Here is a 17,446-nt window from a genome sequence, read left to right on the forward strand (position 1 = left end):
GAACGGCGCAGCCGAACACGGCGCGCCCCTCCCCGGGAGAGACAATGCGAACGCTCGAACATTTCCCCAACCTCGTCACGATGTTCTTCGCGCGGGCGCGGGAGAAGGGCGACAAGCCCTTCCTGTGGCACAAGGCCGGCAGCGCCTGGGTGCCGACCAGTTGGCGCGAGACCGCCGAAAAGGTCGCTAGCCTGGCCGCCGGGCTGAAGGCAATCGGGCTGGCCCCTGGCGACCGCGTGATGCTGGTCGCGGAGAACCGCCCGGAATGGTGCATCAGCGACCTCGCGATCATGGCCGCCGGTTGCATCACCGTCCCGACCTACACCACCAATACCGAGCGCGATCACAGCCACATCATCGAGAATTCGGGCGCCAAGGCCGTGATCGTGTCGAGCGCCAAGCTGGCCCGGACGCTGCTGCCCGCCGCGATCCGCGCGGACAATGCCAAGATCATCATCGGCATCGAGGATATCCGCATCACCCAGCCGGGTACGCTCGACGTGTATAGCTGGCCAAAGCTGATCGCCGACCACAAGACCGATCCGTCCGGTATGGTCAGCAACGCGACGCGCGAGGACACGGCGTGCATCATCTACACCAGCGGCACCGGCGGGGCGCCACGCGGCGTGATGCAGCATCACGGCGCGATCCTGCATAACGTCAATGGCTGCTGCACCGTCATCTCGGAGGATTTCGGCTGGGAGGACGAAGTGTTCCTGTCCTTCCTCCCTCTGTCCCACGCCTATGAGCATACCGGCGGGCAGCATTTTCCGATCGGGCTCGGCGCGCAGATCTATTATTCGGAGGGCCTCGACAAGCTGGCCTCCAACATCGAGGAAGTGCGCCCCACCATCATGGTCGTGGTGCCGCGGCTGTTCGAGGTGCTGCGCACCCGCATCTCCAAGGCGGTGGAGAAGCAGGGCAAATTCTCCAGCTATCTGCTCGGCAAGGCGCAGGACCTGGGCGCCAAGGAATATGAAGGGCGCATGGGGCTGCTCGACCAGCCGATGAACCTGTTCCTCAAGGCGACGCTCAAGCCGAAGATCCAGAAGCGCTTCGGCGGGCGGATCAAGGCGATGGTGTCGGGCGGCGCGCCGCTGACGCCCGAAGTCGGCATCTTCTTCCAGTCGCTCGGGCTGACCTTTCTGCAAGGCTATGGCCAGACCGAATCGGCCCCGGTCATCTCGTGCAACCGGCCTTCGGTAGGCTTGCGCATGGACACGGTCGGCCCGCCGTTGGTCAACACCGAGGTGCGCATCGCCGAGGACGGCGAGATCCTGGTGCGCGGCGAGTTGGTCATGCACGGATATTGGCGCAACGAGGCCGAGACGGCGCGGGTGCTAAAGGACGGCTGGCTCCACACCGGCGATATCGGGCTGATCGACGACAAGGGCCGGATCAAGATCACCGACCGCAAGAAGGACATCATCGTCAACGACAAGGGCGACAATGTCGCGCCGCAGAAGGTGGAGGGCATGCTGACCCTGCAGCCCGAGATCGTCCAGGCGATGATCTATGGCGATCGCAAGCCGTATATGGTCGCGGTGCTGGTCGCCGATCCGGAATGGACCCAGGAATGGTGTGCGCGGAACGGCGACAAATGCGATTTCGCGCGGCTGGCGGAGAATAGCAGCTACCGCACCGCGGTCGGCGCGGCGGTCGAGCGGGTCAACAAGGACCTCTCGGTGATCGAGCGCGTCCGCCGCTTCATCCTGGCCGACCAGCATTTCACGATCGAGAACGAGCAGCTGACGCCCTCGCTGAAGATCCGGCGGCATGTGTTGAAAGAGGTGTACGGGCCGCGGCTGGACGCGCTGTACAAGGGGTAGGCATGGCATGGGTGCGTGGTGAGTTGAATCAAATCACCTGTTCCTCCCCAAGCTTGCTTGGGGAGGGGGACCATCCGAAGGATGGTGGAGGGGACTTGGAGCGAGGCCACGTCTCCGCGCTCCAAGTCCCCTCCACCACCCGCTGAAGAAGCGGGCGGTCCCCCTCCCCATCTGCGATGGGGAGGAAAAAGTTACTTGGCGGCGACCGTCCCCGCCACCGATTTCGGCAACACCTCCAGCGTCCAGTCGGTGTCGGGCCGCAGATATTTGCGCGCCGTCTCCTGCAGCTGGACCGACGTCAGGGTCGAGATGTCGCTGAGCACGCTGCGGAAGGCGGCGATGCGGCGGGGGTCGTAGGTCGCGCCTTCGAGGTTGAGCATCCAGAACTGGTTGCCGGTCGACTGGCGCTTGAGCACCTCGATCATCGGGCCGATGGTCCGCCGCAGCTCGTCGTCGCTGACGGGATTGGCGACGAGGTCGGCCGCAATCTCGCGGGAGAGCTTGAAGAACAGCGGCAGATTCGCCGGCGCGACCTGGCCGACCGCCATCACGCGGCCGCCCGAGGGCAGGCCGATCGGCCAGCTGCTCGATACGCTGGGGCTGTAGCTCGCCCCCGCTTCCGAGCGCAGCCGATCGAACAGCCGGTCGCTAAAGATCGCGGCGAGCACGTCGAGACGGCGGCTCTCGGCGACGCCCTCGATTCCGCCGCCGGTCGGCCAGGCGATCACCGCCGCGGCCTGGTTCTCCGGCCCGTCATGGGTGCGGATCACCGGGGTCTGGTTGTGCGCGGGGAAATGCACCGGCGGCACCGGCCGCGCATCGTCGACGCGGGGCTTCAGGGCGCCGATGCTCCGCGCGACCGCGTCGATCGCCTTGTCCGTGCCGATATCGCCGAACACCTGCACCTCGATCGGCCCGGTCGCGAGCAGCGGCTCCCACAGGGTGCGGAACGCCTCGGGCGTGGTGTTGCGGATCTCCTCGCGGGTCGGCGTGCCCCAGCGCGGATCGCCGCCGCGGAGCAGGCCGTCGAGATCGCGCGCGAGCACGCCGTCAGGCGAGGATTCGAGGCCGGCATAATTGGCCAGCACCGCTGTCTTGGCGCGGGCGAGCGGGCTCGGGTCCCAGGCCGGCGCGGCCAGCTTGGCGGCCATCAGCCTGAGCTGATCGGGCAGATCCCGCGGCGAGGTCATGGCACCCAGCTGGAAGGCATCGTCGTCCACGTCGAAGTCGAGCCCGATGCGGCGGCCGGCGGCCATGGCGTCGATATCGCCCTGCTTGAGCTTGCCGATGCCGCCCGCGATCAGCGCGAACTCGCCGGCCCAGGCCGGGCTTTCGCGATCGGCCGGAAGCGCGTTGAAGCCCTTGCCGAACCGCACGCGGACATAGACCCGGTCATCCTCCGACGTGGTCGAATAGACCATCAGGCGCACGCCGTTGGAGAAGGTGACCTGCTCCAGCCCGAATTCCGAAATCTTCTTGCGGCTCACCACCTTGGCCGGGGGACCAAGCTTCGGCAGCTTCGAGAAATCGACCGCTGCCTGAGTGCTGCGGATGCCGGCGACGCCCTTCACGTCAGCGCTGAGCGCTGCGGCGAGCCTGGCCGCGGCGCCCTCTTCCGGCTTCGACACGCTGACCAGCGCGCGGGTCGTGGTGCCCTGGAAGATCCGTTTCGTCGAGGCGAGGATCCGCGCGGGCGAGTACATGCCCTTGCGCCGCGCATCGAGGAACACGTTCTGGATCACCGCCGCGCTGGTGGTCGTCTCGCGGATGTCGACGGCCTGGACCATGTCGTCGGCAAGCTTGCTGCCGGCATCGGCGCGCGCGGTATCGACCATAGTCTTGTAGGCGATGCCCTGCTCGGCGAGCTCGCGGTCGATCTCGGCCTGGGACGGCGGCGAGGCCTGCGCGTCGGCGATCACCGCGCGGACATCCTTCAGCGCGGCTTCCCAATCGTCGCCCACCGGCGCGACCTGGACAAAGGTGACATTGGCCGAGCGCGCCGGATCGTCGAGCCCGACCCGGGCCGAGACATAGCTGCCCCCTGCCCTTGCCCGCGTCTCGAGCCGCCGGTTAATCACGGCCAGCGCGACCATGTCGACCAGGCGGTTCTGGTTGAAGATCACCGTATCGGCATTGAATTTCCAAGGGCGCAGCACCGCGATCATCGCCATGGTCGGCAGGCCGGGCTCGACGATCGCCTTGGTGGTCGGCTGCTTCGCATCGGGCACGCCGAAATCGGGCTCGGCCGGCGCCGGGCCAGTGCCGCGCCACGCCCCGAAATATTTGGCGACGAGGCGTTCGAAGATCGCCGGATCGAGATCGCCCGACACGACGACCACGGCGCGTTCCGGCCGGTACCAGCGATCGTGGAACGCCCTGACCGTCTCGGGGGTCGCTTCCTCGAGCGTCTTGGTGTGGCCGATCGGCGACCGGTCGGCAAAGGGCTGGCCGGCGAAGAACGCGGCGTTCATCGCATCCGACAGCCGGACCTGCGGCCCCGGCTGCTCGCGCTGCTCGGCGAGAACCGCGGGCCGCTCCGCCGCGAGGCCAGCCTGGGTGATGTTGGGCTTGCTGACCATGCCGGCGAGGATCTTCAGCGCGTCATCGAGGCTCGCCTCCGACGCGTTGGGCAGATCGAGCTTGTAGACCGTCTGGGTCGGGGTGGTCTGCGCGTTGCTGTCCGACCCGAAGGTGGCGCCGAGCCGCTGCCACACCTTCTTGGTATCGCCATCGGGCACGAACTCGGAGCCGCGGAAGGACAGATGCTCGATCAGATGAGCATAACCGAGCTCGCTGTCCTGCTCCATCAGCGAGCCGGCATCGATCCGCACCCGCACCGAGACCTGGCCCGGCGGCACGCCATTCTTGCGCACCGCGTAGCGCAAGCCGTTGGTCAGCGTGCCGAAGCGCCAGGCGGCGTCCGGCACGATGTCGCTGCCCTTGTACAGCCACGCCTCGCGGCTCGCGATGTTGCCGGAGCCGGCGACCGGTGCCGGAGCGGTCTGGCCGCTGACCGTCGGGGACAGGCCGAGCAGCAGCGAAGCGAGGAGCGACAGGCGCAGCGCGCGCGGTGTTACATACATGAAGGCGATCCTAGCGGTGTAATCCGATCGCGGCCAGCGTTGCTGACGCAAACCTGAACCTGCCGTTAAACTCCACGCCATCGCCACTATTTGGTCGAACACGGCCGATAACGATTCGGTTGCCGCATTATTGCGGGGTGTATTCGATCGCGACGCAGATGAGGCTTTTCCGGGCCGGCGCGTCGCCAGTGACGTGCGGAGGCGTGGTAGCGGATGAGAGTCGAAACCGGACCGGACGCGAATGCTTTGTGGCGCAAATCGGGCAAGACGCCCCCGCACGGCTCGCGCATCCCCGATCTCACGGTGATCTCGGGCGTGCCCAATCCCCAGCCCAGGCTGGAAGCGGAACGCGACCGGCCGCTGCTCATCAAATATGGCAAGCATCTGCGCGGGTTGTTCGACCGGCTGATTGCCTCCTCCTCGCTCGTCTCGAACGAGCCCGTGCTCGACGTGCGCGATTTCGCCTGGACGGCGCTGCTGCGCGCGCATTGGCGCGAGATCCGCGAGGAAGCGATCGCGGTCGCGCTGCAGGGCGACGCCTCGCCGAGCCTCGCGACCATCTCGCCCGATCACCGCGCGATCGCTGCGGTGAACATGTGGCGGTCCTTTTTCCTCTGGGGGTACAGCTACCCGATCGAGGACAATCTGGCACAGTGCCCGAAGACCGCGAGTATCGTCGCGCAAATCCCGCGGCTCAACAGCGCCTTCTTCTCGATCCTGGCGCCTGGCACGCATATCCCGGCGCATCGCGGCGTGACCAAAGGGCTGATCACCTGCCATCTCGGCCTGATCGTGCCGCGCGACGGCGATGTGCGGATGCGCGTGGACGACCGGGTGGTGCGCTGGGCGGAAGGCGAGACCCTGGTGTTCGACGACACCTATGACCATGAGGTGTGGAACGACACGGCCGGCACGCGCGTGGTGCTGCTGATCCAGTTCGAACGGCCGCTGCGGCGCCCGGGCAAGTGGATCGCCGACGCCTTTCTGAGCATCGTGCGCCGCTCCGCCTTCGTGCAGGAAGCGCGGGACAATATCCACAGCTGGAACGAGGCGGTGAAGCAGCTCGACGTTTGAGGAAGCGGCGACGACCGCCGCCTTTTTCCCGACCAGCCCGTCAGACGATGCGGTTTTCCCGTGCCTTTGCGCGTGCTGCACCGGGATTTTTCGAGTTTCGTTTTTTCTTCCGCTGTTATGTTGGATTTCCGCCGGACAATTTTCGTGCGGCATCAGCGGCTTGGTAGCCGTTTTCCCTGTTACGCCATAACAGCGGAAAAATGCGTCGATATCCGGCGAAACTTTCCCCTGTTCGTGGCGGATCGGGGCTGACATTTCCGCTGCTCGAGTCAGCCTTGCGCGCGGTTCGGGTCTTGCGGCGGCGGGATCGTTCATGGCGCGTGCGTGACATGACCCGCCGGAAACTTGAATCGTCCTGCAGTCGGGGAAGTCAGGCCAACGGTCAAAAACTCCTGCGCAGCCGCATCATGAAGAACGGGTCGAGCACCGCCGTCCGCCGCTCGAACCCGGAGACATGCCCCGCGCTCCTCGGCCCGTCGAAGCGAATGCGGTCGCGGCTGCGCTGGCGGAAGGCGATGTTTTCGACCTGGAGGCGCAGCGAGGTGCCCGGGCGCGGCGTCCAGTCCCAATAGATCTTGGCGAGCGGATCGTTCGACGAGCTCTCGGTGCGTATCTCGTTCATGCGGTAGGAGCGTTCCTTCCAGCCGAAGAAGACATCGGCGGTGAACACCGATTTGAGCGCGGGCAGTTCCTTGATCAGCGAGACGTCGCCGCCGGTCGGGCGCTGGTTGGAGATGCGGCGCGTCGCCAGGGTCACCGGATCGGTGACGCGCGACCAGCGCAGCGCGCCGTTGAAGCGGATCAGGGTGCCGGGCGCGCCGAGCCGGTCGAGCGGGAGGGTGAGGGACGCCTTGGCTTCCTGCCTTGTACCGCTGCCGATATTGCCGGGCGCGTCGAAGCGGCCGTCAATCGGGACCAGATCGATGGCATTGCTTATCGCGGCGTGGCTGGCGGTGAGAGTCAGCGCGCCGCGTGACCAGAAATGACGCTCGATCGCGGCCTCGAACACCCAGGCCTGTTCCGGCACCAGATCCGGATTGCCGGCATTGACGGTACCGGTGTCGAGCGAGGCGGTGCTGGCATAATCCTCGAAATCGAGCTGGCTGACGGTGCGTTCGGCGCGCAGCCGCACTTCCCAGTCCTTGAACGGCGCAATCGTCGCGTTCAGCCGGGGCTTCCAGTAGCGCAGGGTGAGCGAGCTGTCGGCATCGCCCTGCTGCGCGATGGTCGAGCTTTCATAGGCAAGGTTCGCCTCGAGCGTGCCTTCCGCCCAGGCCTGCCACCGCGCCGACATCTGCGCCTGGATGCGGCGCTCCTCGACCCGGACATCGGCCGAGGGAAGGATGATCGGCACCCCGCCGCGTTCGAGCGTGTTCTCCGCATCGAGGAAATTGAACGCGCGCTCGACGCTGCCGTCCAGGGTGAGAGTTTCGGCCGGGAGCCAGGTAGCGGCGCCGCGGACGATGGATTCGCCGGCGAGCGCATCTTCGGTCGAAACCTGGATGGGCGACAGACCGGTCGAGGTCGAACTGCTCGTGTCGCGCTCCCGGCTCTCGAGCGCGAGCAGGCGCACCGTGAGCGCATTGCCGAATGTGCGTTCGTAATCGAGGCTGGCGGCGAACTCGTTGCTCTGGAAACCCGTGATGACGCGTTCGTCGAAGCGGATACCCGCCGTGTCGAAGAGCCTGGAAATGTCCCGCCGGTCCTCATGGCTGAGTTCGCCGCTGAGGCTCAGACGGAAGAAGTTCGGGCCGGTGCGATATTCCGCCGCGCCGTTGCCGGCGAGCAGCCGGCGATCCCATGCCGCCTCGAATGTGCCGAAGCTGGCCGGCGCCCCGTTCCGGTCACGGCGCATCACATGGCCGGTGCCGGACGCGCCCTGGTCCTTCTCGTCGCGCCACTGGATCGCGCCTTCGAGCGACAGGTTGCCGCGGGCGCGCGATCCCTCGATCCGGGCGACGCGCGCGGGTATGTGGTCGCCGTAGAATTTGGTCAGCAGCTCGACCGCGGCGGAGGAGGTGCCCCCTGCCCTGCGGATGACGTTCGCGACGATCGGGCGGCCCTGCATGTCGACGCCCGGCGCGCTGCCGCGGATCACCTCGATGCGCGCCACATCCTCGACCGCGATGCGGCGCAGGATATCGTCGAGCGCGAGTGACTTGGTCGACGGGCGCTGGCCGTCGATCAGGATATTGCCACTCGCGCCCGAAAGGCCGCGCTGGCCAGTGTCGCCGCGTTCATAAGTGAAGCCCGGGATGCGCAGGATCATGTCGAGCGCATTGGTCGGCTGGAACTCAGCGAAGAAGGCCGGCGGCCAGATGGTGACGCGACCGCCGTCAGTGGCCTCGGTCACCGGCGCCGCATCGTCCGGAACCGGCGCTTCCTGGGCGCGGAGCGGCGCATCGTCGAGCACGGCGAAGGACAGGCACAGACCAACGATCCAGCGACGCGACAATGCGGTTCCTCCCCCGAGCCCCGACCTTTGCGTGCACGATTTACAGACTGTATGCAAGATTGGGCGACGATCGAGCGCTCATCAGGCGAAAGGCGTCGCGCCGGCTGCCTCCTCCCCGAGTCGGGCTCGCGGCGCTCGCGCCGTCGGGAATCCGGCGACATTGCGCACGGGATGGGCGTGGCCCTTAGCGGTCCCCCTGAAACGCCTCCCCCCAATAGGAGCAGGTTTCGCCACTGCTGTCGCGGTAGATGCTTACCCGGAAAAGACCGGTGACGACCGGCGACAACCGGCCCCATATCCACAGGCTGAGATTTTCCATCGTAGCCGGCCCGAGATCGTCGATTTCGTCGAGGAACCGGTGGTCGAGCGCATCGCGCGCCTCGGCCACCATGCGCTCCAGCAGGCCGAGATCGGCCACCATGCCGGTAACCGGATCGGCCCGCCCGCGCACGGTGACTTCGGCGCGGTAGCTGTGGCCATGGATCCTGCGGCTGGAGGCGGTTTCGATCGCGCGGTCGAGCGTATGCGCAGCGTCGAAGCGAAACTGCTTGCTGAGCTCGAACATCAGCGGCTTCCGATCCTCTTGGGCGACTGGAGCGAAAGGCGCCACCAGCGGCGCACCGGCATGACGGCGTGCGCGCGCATCGCCGTCAGGCGAGGACGCGCCCGGCCCTCCCGGGGGAGAGAGCCAGGCAGCGCCAGCGATGAGATGCGATCAACCCGGCGAGCGCGTGACGCCGCGAAAGAACGCCCGCTCCTTCGACCGGAGCTCCCCAATGCTGATCGGCACGACCGGGGCCGTTTGTCCGTCCTTGGTATAGTTAGCACCGATTGCGATGCTGTTGGCCAACGGACCGCTGAATTCGGTGATAGGATCCCTTTCGGATTTCGCTGCCGTCGCGGCATTGAGGATCACCCGCGCGAGGGCGGAACGCTCTCCTTCGCCCATGCTTGCGGCAAGAACGTCAAGTCTTTCCGCGAGGGACTCGATGTCCTTGGCGGTGACGGCGTAAAGTTCTGAGTCACTATTTTGCATCGCTTGCCACCTTCATGATAAAAATGTACCAGGACCGCAATATCCTCACCTAAAAATTCTGTCCGGGCCTTCATCATGACTGAGGTATGGATGAAAAGCAAATCGTTCGATTCGACCATTCCTTGAACTGTATCGAATTTATCTCCGATCAGTCATTGACTCTTCGTTATGACTTTAAAGTGGCATTCGTCGTGATGCCATTTGCACTGTCGACTCGGCCATCACTTCAGGCCGGTCTCTTGGGAGAAATCGCCAGAATCGGCGGATTTTCAGTCGACACGCTTCACCTCAACCTTGATCTCGCGCAGATTCTCGGCGTCCCGCGCTATCATCATCTTGCTTGTACGCGTGATCCGATGGTCGGCGACTGGCTGTTCTCCCGCGATGCCTTTGGCAGCGCCGCGCCCGATCCGGCCGGCACGATGCTGGAGGATCTCGGCGCGGCTACCCAGGAGACGCTCGACCTGCTGGGGATGACAGCCGACGAGCTGCGTCATGTGCGGGACATCGTGGTGCCCGCCTATCTGGACGGCCTGATCGCGGGGACCGACTGGGCGCGCTATTCGGTCATCGCCTTCACCTCGACCTTCCAGCAGAATGTCGCTTCCTTCGCGCTGGCGCGGCGCCTCAAGGCGCTGCATCCCGGCATCACCCTGTTGTTCGGCGGCGCCAATTTCGATGGCCCGATGGGCCGGGCGTGGATGGAGGCGGTGCCGCAGATCGACCTGGCGCTGTGCGGCGAATCGGATCGATCCTTTCCCGTGCTGCTCGGCGCGCTGGCCAACGGCACCGATCTCTCGGCGATCCCGGGCCTGTTGTGGCGCGACGGCGACAGCATCGCGTCCGGTCCGCCGGCCATACCGCTCGACCGCATGGACGATCTGCCGGTGCCCGAGTTCGGCGAATATTTCGATCGCGCGCTCGATCTCGGGCTGCTCACCCCGGCATCGATCCGCAGTGTCGACATGCCGTTCGAAAGCTCTCGCGGTTGCTGGTGGGGGGCAAAGGTGACGTGCCGGTTCTGCGGCCTGAACGGCAGCACCATGACCTATCGCGCCAAATCGCCCGACCGCGTGCTCGCCGAACTCGCGACGCTGGCCGGACGGCATGGCAGCCTCGCCTTCAACGCCACCGACAACATCATGAATGTCGACTATCTGCGCTCGATGATGCAGCCGCTCGCCGAAGCGTCGATGGATTACTGGCTGTTCTACGAAGTGAAGGCCGATCTGTCGCGGCAGGACATCCGGCTGCTCCACCATGCCGGGGTGCGCGCGGTGCAGCCCGGCATCGAGTCGCTCAGTTCCCATCTGCTGCACCTGATGCGCAAGGGCACCCGCGCGGTGACCAACGTCAATCTACTGCGCTGGACCCGCCATTATGGCGTCGACACGCACTGGAACCTGCTGTTCGGCTTTCCCGGCGAAACGGAGCAGGATTATGCCGAGCAACAACAGCTGGCGAAGCGGATCGTCCACCTCGCCCCGCCGGGCGGCTTCCTGCGCATCGGGCTGGAGCGGTTCAGCCCCTATTTCGAGCGCCCCGAGCTCTATCCCGTGCGCGGCGGACGCGCGGTGCCGGAGCAGGGCCATGCGCACACCTACCCCGCCGCGGTCGATCTCGAGCGCGCCGCCTATCATTTTTCGGGCGAGCTGGAGGGCAGCCTGGCGGACGCCGCCTATGTTCCGCTCGTGCGGTCGCTCGAGGCGTGGAATGCGCGCTGGCAGGCCGGGGAACGGCCGACGCTGACCTTCTGGTGGGCGCCGGGCATCCTGCATGTCGAGGATCGCCGCAGCGCGCTGGCGCCTGCCTCCTTCCGCTTCGACGATCCCGCCGCCGCCCTGTACGTCGCCTGCAGCGATGCCCCGGCGACGATCGCGGCCCTGGCGCGCCACTGCGGCATTTCGACCGACGCGGTGTGCGAGATCGTCGATTCCTTCGTCGCCGCCGGGCTGGCGATGCGCGACGGTCAGCAAGTGCTCGCGCTGGCATTGCCCGGGAGCCCGGGAAGATGAGCGCCGGCTCAATCGTGCTCGCTTCCGGCGGGATCGATTCATCGCTGTGCATCGCGCTCGCCGCGCGTTCGGGCGGGCCGGTCCTCGCGCTGGGGATCGATTATGGCCAGCGCAACCAGATCGAGCTGGACCGGCTGGCCGCCATCGCCGCGCGGCTCGGGGTCGAAACGCTGATTGTGAACCTCGACATGGCGGGTTGGCTGAGCGGCGGGCTGATCGGTCGCGACGCGGCGGGACCGGATCCCGCCGCGACCAATTATGTGCCGGCGCGCAACATCATCCTGCTGTCGATCGCGGCGAGCGTCGCCGAGGCGCGCGGCGCCGACCGCATCTATCTCGGCGCGACCGCGGCGGACTGGCGCCATCCCGACTGCCGCCCGGCCTTTTTCGCGGCCTTCGCCGCCGCGCTGAAACTGGGACAGGATTCCGCGCCGGACCTGCGCACGCCGCTGGCCGGCCTGTCCAAGACGCAGGTGGTGCGCGCGGCCCTGACTTTGGGAGTGCCACTCGAGCTGACCTGGTCGTGCCATATGGCCGGCCCCGTCCCGTGCGGGATCTGCGCGCCCTGCGGCATCCGGCAGGAGACCTTTGCCGAGCTGGGCCTTCCCGCCGAATGAGCGCGCACATCCCCCTGCGCCTGCCCACTGGCGAAGAGATCGACCAGTTCGAACGGGACGGCTTCGTCGTGCTGCGCGCGGTGCTGTCGCCCGACGCGCTGGCGCCGTTGCGCACCGTCTGCGCCAGGCTGATCGGCGGTGCCGCGGCGCTCGACATCACCGACGAGACGTTACGTGTCGGGCTTCCGCCACCCGACGCCCTGTTCGGCGCGCCCAGCTTTGCCAGCACGCTCGCCGCGCGCGGCCATTTCCGGATGCGGTTCAACACCGCGCGCGACGAACCCGCGGTGCTGGCCTTTGCGCTGGGCGGCGCGATCGGCGCGCTGGTCGCCGCGCTGATGCGCACGGCGCGTGTCCGCTTCGTCGACGACATCCTGTTCGTGAAGGAACCCGGCACCATCGAGCCGACCGAATGGCATGACGATGATCGGGGCAGCGTTGCCGCGGGGCCGCAACGCTGCTCGGTATGGATATCGCTGGCCGATGTGCCGCTCGAAGCCGGGCCGGTGCAGTATCTGCGCGGCTCGCACCACAAGCATCGTAGCTGGCGCGACCGCGGGCTCTCCGCCGACGCGCTCGCGGCGGGAGCGCCGCATGATATCCTGACTTGCCCGATTGCGTGCGGCGACATCGCGGTTCACGATCTCGACACGCTCCATGCCGCCGGCCCCAATCGCAGCGCATCGACGCGCGAAACCTGGTCGTTCCGTTACGCCGGGGAGCAGGCCCACTTTCTGCTGCGCGACACGCGGCGCGAAGCGCGCAGCTATTACGGCCTGCCCGATGGGGCGCCGCTGTCCGGCCCACGCTTCGCCATCGCCTGGCCGGTTCCGACGGAGGCACAGACATGACCGGACTCGCTCCGTTGCGCCCCGTGACGCCTGCCGAAATCCAGGCCTTCGAGCGCGACGGCTATGTCATCCTGCGCGACGTCCTGTCGCCGAACTGGCTCGCCCCGCTGGTCGGCGCGTGCGAGCGACTGCTCGCCCGGTCCGAAGCGCTCGACGTGACCGAGGAGGCCATTGCGCTGGCCGTGCCGACCACCCCCGACGAGCTGTTCGGCGCCCCGCGGTTTCAGGAGGAAATGGAGCGGCGTGGGCATTTCTACGTCTATTTCAATTCCGCCCGGCAAGATCCGGCAGTTCGGGACTTCGCGGTGCGGGGCGCGGTGGGTGCGCTGGCGGCCGGACTGATGCGATCGACCACCGCGCGCTTCGTCGACGATATCCTGTTCGTGAAGGAAGCCGGCGCCCGCGAGGCGACCGAATGGCATGACGACGATGGCGGCGGCGTGATGATGGGAGACCGCAAATGCTCTCTCTGGGTGTCGCTCGGCGATGTCAGCGATGCCGGCGCGCCGCTCGAATTCATCTCCGGTTCGCACCGGTCGCATCAGGGCTGGCGGGCGCGCGGCGAGCAGGCTGGCGATATCGCGATCGCCGACGCCGCCAGCATCGTGCGCTGCCCGATCCGCTGCGGCGACGTCATCGCGCATCACCCGGCGACGATCCATGGCAGCGGGGGCAATGAAAGCGCGGTGCCGCGCCGTTCCTGGGCATTGCGTTTTGCCGGCGACGGCGTGCGTTTCAACCTGCCCGAAGTACGCGAAGATGAGCGCGGATGGTATAACCTGCAAACCGGCGACCTGCTCGACGGGCCACGCTTTCCGGTTGCGTGGCCAAGACCCTGACGCAACGCGCCACGCCCATCATCCCTGATCTGGCGGATAGATGCGGTGAAGGGATTTCGCGACGGGACGCGACGAAAATCGGCGGGCATCCACCATTCCCGTCGCGCGTTAAGCCTGGAGCAATCATCCCGGTGCCATGAAAGCCGTCCGGGACAACGAGTTGCATGTTTATGGCGTTGCGCCGGCTTGCCTTGTGTCCATCCCTGAGTCGCGCGGGCGCGCTCGCGGCGCTGGCGCTGCTGATCGGCGGGGGCGCGCCGCCCGATCGCGCGGCTCGACAAGTGGCGCTGCTCAACCGGATAAGCTGGGGCGCGTCTCCCTCTTCCATCGCGGCGCTGGACGGGCATGGCGCTTCCGCGCTGATCGACGCGCAACTGCGTATGCCGGCCAACGCCCCCCTGCCCGTCGCCGCTCAGGCGCAGATCGACGCGATGGAGATCAGCGGCACGCCGATGGCGACGCTGGTGGTGAATCTCGACGCGGAAAACCGTGCCGCGCGGGCGCTGACCGATCCGGATCAGAAAAAGGCGGCAATCGTCGCCTATAACAAGCACATCCAGGGCCTGGAAACTCAGGCAGCGACCCGATCGATCCTGCGCGACCTCTATTCCCCGGCCCAGCTCCGCGAGCAGATGACCTGGTTCTGGTTCAATCAGTTCAACGTCCAGGCGGCGAAGGCCGACATCCGCGCCATGGTGGGCGATTATGAGGACCAGGCGATCCGAGTCCACGCGCTTGGCCGGTATCGCGATCTGCTGGAAGCGACGCTGCGCCATCCGGCGATGCTGCGCTATCTCGACAACAGCCAGAACAGCGCCGGCCATATCAACGAGAATTACGCGCGCGAGATCATGGAACTGCACTCGATGGGGGTGGGTTCGGGCTATACCCAGAAGGATGTGCAGGAACTGGCGCGGATCCTGACCGGCGTAGGCGTCGACCTGAAGCCCGATCCGCCCAAGCTGAAGCCGGCCCAGCAGCCGCTGCTGGTCCGCGAGGGGCTGTTCGAATTCAATCCGGCCCGTCACGATTTCGGCGACAAGATGTTCCTGGGCCAGAAGATCAAGGGGTCGGGGTTCGCCGAGGTGGAACAGGCGCTCGACCTGATCGCCGCCTCGCCCGCGACGGCCCGTCGCATCTCCGAGCGGCTGGCGATCTTTTTCGTCGGCGACGCCCCGCCCGCGGCGCTGGTCGACCGGATGGCCGCGACCTTCCGGCGCAGCCACGGCGATATCGCCGCGGTACTGCGTACTCTGTTCCGGTCGCGCGAATTCGACGCGTCGCTGGGCACGGCGTTCAAGGACCCGATCCATTATGCGGTGTCGGCGGTACGCCTGGTGCATGACGACCGGGTGATCGCCAATAGCGCGCCGATCCTCGGCTGGCTCCGCCGCATGGGCGAAGGCCTGTATGCGCGCGAGACGCCGGACGGCTATCCGCTGACTTCCGCCGCATGGATCGGGCCCGGCCAGCTCAGCGTCCGCTTCGAGATCGCCCGGCAGATCGGCGGTAGCCCGGCCGGGCTGTTCAACGCTCCCGTGGCCGGCGCGACCGATCAGCCGGCATTCCCGCGCCTCCAGAACGCGTTGCAGGTCAAGGGTCTGCACGATCGCCTGTCCGCGCCGACGCGGACCGCGCTGGATCAGGCCGCGTCGCCCAACGAGTGGAACAGCCTGTTCCTGTCATCCCCCGAATTCATGCGCCGCTGAGGCCGGAGAAATGCCATGATCGACCGCCGCACCCTGCTCAAGACCGTCGCGATCGCCACGCCGCTGGTGCTGGCCGGACGCGCCTTCGCCGCGCCGCAGGCGGCAGGCGCGCGGATGCTGGTCGTGTTCCTGCGCGGCGCCTATGACGCGGCGAACATCATCGCGCCGACCGGCAGCGATTTCTATGCGGCCGCCAGGCCGACGCTGGCGCTGAAGAAGCCCGATCCGGCCAATCCCGACGCGGCGTTGCCGCTCGACACCGACTGGAGCCTGCATCCTGCGCTGAAGGATTCGATCCTGCCGCTATGGGACAAGAAGCAGATCGCGTTCGTCCCCTTTGCCGGCACCGACGATATGAGCCGGAGCCATTTCGAGACTCAGGACACGATCGAGCTGGGCCAGCCGATCGGCGGCTCGCGCAATTATCAGTCGGGTTTCATGGCGCGCCTGGCGGACGTGATCGGCACCGATGCCGCGGCGGGCAACCGGCCGATCGCCTTTACCGACCAGATGCCGCTGATCTTTCGCGGCGGCGGCGGCTCGATTCCGAATATCGCGCTGAACGGCGTGGGCAGGCCCGGGATCGATCCGCGGCAGGCCCAGCTGATCGAGGCGATGTACAAGGGCCAGCGTCTCGGCACCAGCGATCTGGGCGGATCGGTGGCGCAGGGGTTCAGGGTGCGCGACACCGTATACAAGTCGATCGCCCAGGAGATGATGGCGGCCAATCGCGGCGCGGTGAGCCCCAAGGGCTTCGAGCTTTCGGCGCGCCGGATCGGACGACTGATGCGCGACCAGTTCAACCTTGCCTTTGTCGATGTCGGCGGGTGGGACACCCATGTGAACCAGGGTGCCGCGCAGGGTTACCTCGCGGCGCGGATCGGCGAGCTGGGGCGCGGCCTGGCCGGATTCGCCGACGAGATCGGGCCGGAGGCGTGGTCGAGCACGATCGTGCTGGTCGTCTCCGAATTCGGCCGCACCTTCCGCGAAAACGGCGACAGGGGCACCGATCATGGCCATGGCAGCGTCTATTGGGTGATGGGCGGCGGGGTGGCCGGCGGGCGGATCGTCGGCCCGCAGGTGAAAATCGCGCCGGAGACGCTCAACCAGGGCCGGGACCTCCCCGTGCTGACCGATTATCGCGCGCTGACCGGCGGATTGCTGGCGCGGCACTACGGGCTGGATGCCGCGCGGCTGCAGACGATCTTCCCGGACACTGCGCCAGTGGATCTGCGGATCGTATGATCGCCCCGTCCCGGATGGATCGGGGATGATTGCGAGAACAAGGGTTTCCATATCGATCCTTGATCCCGCGGCGCTGTCGGCCCACATGCGACCCATGCTGATCGAGACCGAGACCACGCCGAACCCGGCGACCATCAAGTTCCTCCCCGGCCGCACGGTCATGGAGGCGGGTACCCGCGACTTCGCGACACCGGAGGAAGCCGAGGCCTCGCCGCTGGCCAACGCGCTGTTCGGGCTGGGCGACGTGACCGGCGTGTTCTTCGGGCGCGATTTCATCTCGGTTACTGCGGCGCCCGGCGTGGAGTGGGAAGGGCTGAAGCCGGACGTCCTCGGCCTGCTGCTCGATCATTTTAGCGCGAACATGCCGCTGTTCCGCCCCGGCAATGCCGGCGAGATCGCGGTTCCCGCCGCGGACGAGATGTTCGCCGAGGATCCGGAAGACGCGGACATCGTCATTCAGATCAAGGACCTGATCGAAACGCGCATCCGCCCGGCGGTGGCGAATGATGGCGGGGACATCGTCTATCGCGGCTTCGACAAGGGCAAGGTCTATCTGCAGATGCAGGGCGCCTGTTCGGGCTGCCCCTCGTCGAGCGCGACCCTGAAGAACGGGATCGAGCAGCTGCTCAAATATTACGTTCCCGAGGTCACCGAAGTCCGGGCGATCTGATCGCCTTTTCTTTTCGAGGAATT

Annotated in this window: 13 protein-coding genes; 9 read left to right on the forward strand and 4 right to left on the reverse strand. The window is 66.8% G+C overall.

The genetic code is table 11. The annotated features are described in order from the left end of the window. The first annotated feature begins 44 nt into the window (after positions 1 to 44). Positions 45 to 1,829: an AMP-dependent synthetase/ligase gene (locus AC1DX5_RS12290; protein ID WP_478015690.1), complete on the forward strand. Its 1,785-nt coding sequence runs from the start codon at positions 45 to 47 to the stop codon at positions 1,827 to 1,829. Positions 1,830 to 2,020: 191 nt separating this feature from the next. On the opposite strand, the gene AC1DX5_RS12295 is transcribed toward AC1DX5_RS12290, so the two are convergent. Further along, positions 2,021 to 4,912, reverse strand: a complete 2,892-nt coding sequence (locus AC1DX5_RS12295) for a M16 family metallopeptidase (RefSeq protein WP_478015692.1) — start codon at positions 4,910 to 4,912, stop codon at positions 2,021 to 2,023. Positions 4,913 to 5,125: 213 nt separating this feature from the next. Here AC1DX5_RS12295 and AC1DX5_RS12300 point away from each other — a divergent pair, with 213 nt between their 5' ends. Next, positions 5,126 to 5,986: an aspartyl/asparaginyl beta-hydroxylase domain-containing protein gene (locus AC1DX5_RS12300; protein ID WP_465172401.1), complete on the forward strand. Its 861-nt coding sequence runs from the start codon at positions 5,126 to 5,128 to the stop codon at positions 5,984 to 5,986. A 382-nt stretch (positions 5,987 to 6,368) separates the two neighbouring features. Here AC1DX5_RS12300 and AC1DX5_RS12305 read toward each other — a convergent pair whose 3' ends face one another. The 3 genes from AC1DX5_RS12305 to AC1DX5_RS12315 all read right to left on the reverse strand — a co-directional run bounded on the left by AC1DX5_RS12305 (position 6,369) and on the right by AC1DX5_RS12315 (position 9,477). Then, the gene (locus AC1DX5_RS12305; RefSeq protein ID WP_478015694.1) at positions 6,369 to 8,441 is read right to left on the reverse strand and encodes a TonB-dependent receptor plug domain-containing protein; all 2,073 of its coding nucleotides are present in this window, start codon (positions 8,439 to 8,441) and stop codon (positions 6,369 to 6,371) included. A gap of 184 nt (positions 8,442 to 8,625) precedes the next feature. Next, positions 8,626 to 9,006, reverse strand: coding sequence for a 6-carboxytetrahydropterin synthase (locus AC1DX5_RS12310; RefSeq protein ID WP_465176067.1), 381 nt, complete (start codon positions 9,004 to 9,006; stop codon positions 8,626 to 8,628). Positions 9,007 to 9,156: 150 nt separating this feature from the next. After that, on the reverse strand, positions 9,157 to 9,477 hold the full coding sequence (locus AC1DX5_RS12315) for a hypothetical protein (RefSeq protein WP_465172398.1): 321 nt from the start codon (positions 9,475 to 9,477) through the stop codon (positions 9,157 to 9,159). 86 nt (positions 9,478 to 9,563) lie between these two features. Between AC1DX5_RS12315 and AC1DX5_RS12320 the strand changes: the two genes are divergently transcribed. From AC1DX5_RS12320 to AC1DX5_RS12350, 7 genes are all read left to right on the forward strand, one after another. Next, positions 9,564 to 11,492 carry a RiPP maturation radical SAM C-methyltransferase gene (locus AC1DX5_RS12320; protein WP_478015696.1) on the forward strand — a complete coding sequence of 643 codons (1,929 nt, stop codon included), beginning with the start codon at positions 9,564 to 9,566 and terminating at the stop codon, positions 11,490 to 11,492. Beyond that, positions 11,489 to 12,109 carry a 7-cyano-7-deazaguanine synthase gene (locus AC1DX5_RS12325; RefSeq protein ID WP_478015698.1) on the forward strand — a complete coding sequence of 207 codons (621 nt, stop codon included), beginning with the start codon at positions 11,489 to 11,491 and terminating at the stop codon, positions 12,107 to 12,109. Before AC1DX5_RS12320 ends, AC1DX5_RS12325 begins: the two co-directional genes overlap by 4 nt. Next, the gene (locus AC1DX5_RS12330) at positions 12,106 to 12,960 is read left to right on the forward strand and encodes a phytanoyl-CoA dioxygenase family protein (protein ID WP_478015700.1); all 855 of its coding nucleotides are present in this window, start codon (positions 12,106 to 12,108) and stop codon (positions 12,958 to 12,960) included. Before AC1DX5_RS12325 ends, AC1DX5_RS12330 begins: the two co-directional genes overlap by 4 nt. Then, positions 12,957 to 13,799 (forward strand): phytanoyl-CoA dioxygenase family protein, encoded by an 843-nt coding sequence (locus AC1DX5_RS12335; RefSeq protein WP_478015702.1) that lies wholly within the window; start codon positions 12,957 to 12,959, stop codon positions 13,797 to 13,799. The genes AC1DX5_RS12330 and AC1DX5_RS12335 overlap by 4 nt, the downstream gene beginning before the upstream one ends. 164 nt (positions 13,800 to 13,963) lie before the next feature. Further along, positions 13,964 to 15,508, forward strand: coding sequence for a DUF1800 domain-containing protein (locus AC1DX5_RS12340; protein WP_478015703.1), 1,545 nt, complete (start codon positions 13,964 to 13,966; stop codon positions 15,506 to 15,508). Between the two features lie 15 nt (positions 15,509 to 15,523). After that, the gene (locus tag AC1DX5_RS12345; RefSeq protein ID WP_465172392.1) at positions 15,524 to 16,753 is read left to right on the forward strand and encodes a DUF1501 domain-containing protein; all 1,230 of its coding nucleotides are present in this window, start codon (positions 15,524 to 15,526) and stop codon (positions 16,751 to 16,753) included. A gap of 94 nt (positions 16,754 to 16,847) precedes the next feature. Beyond that, entirely contained in the window at positions 16,848 to 17,423 is a 576-nt protein-coding gene (locus AC1DX5_RS12350) for a NifU family protein (RefSeq protein ID WP_465173885.1), read from the forward strand. Positions 17,424 to 17,446 lie beyond the last annotated feature (23 nt).

Source organism: Sphingomonas sp. P2_B6 (assembly GCF_056404755.1).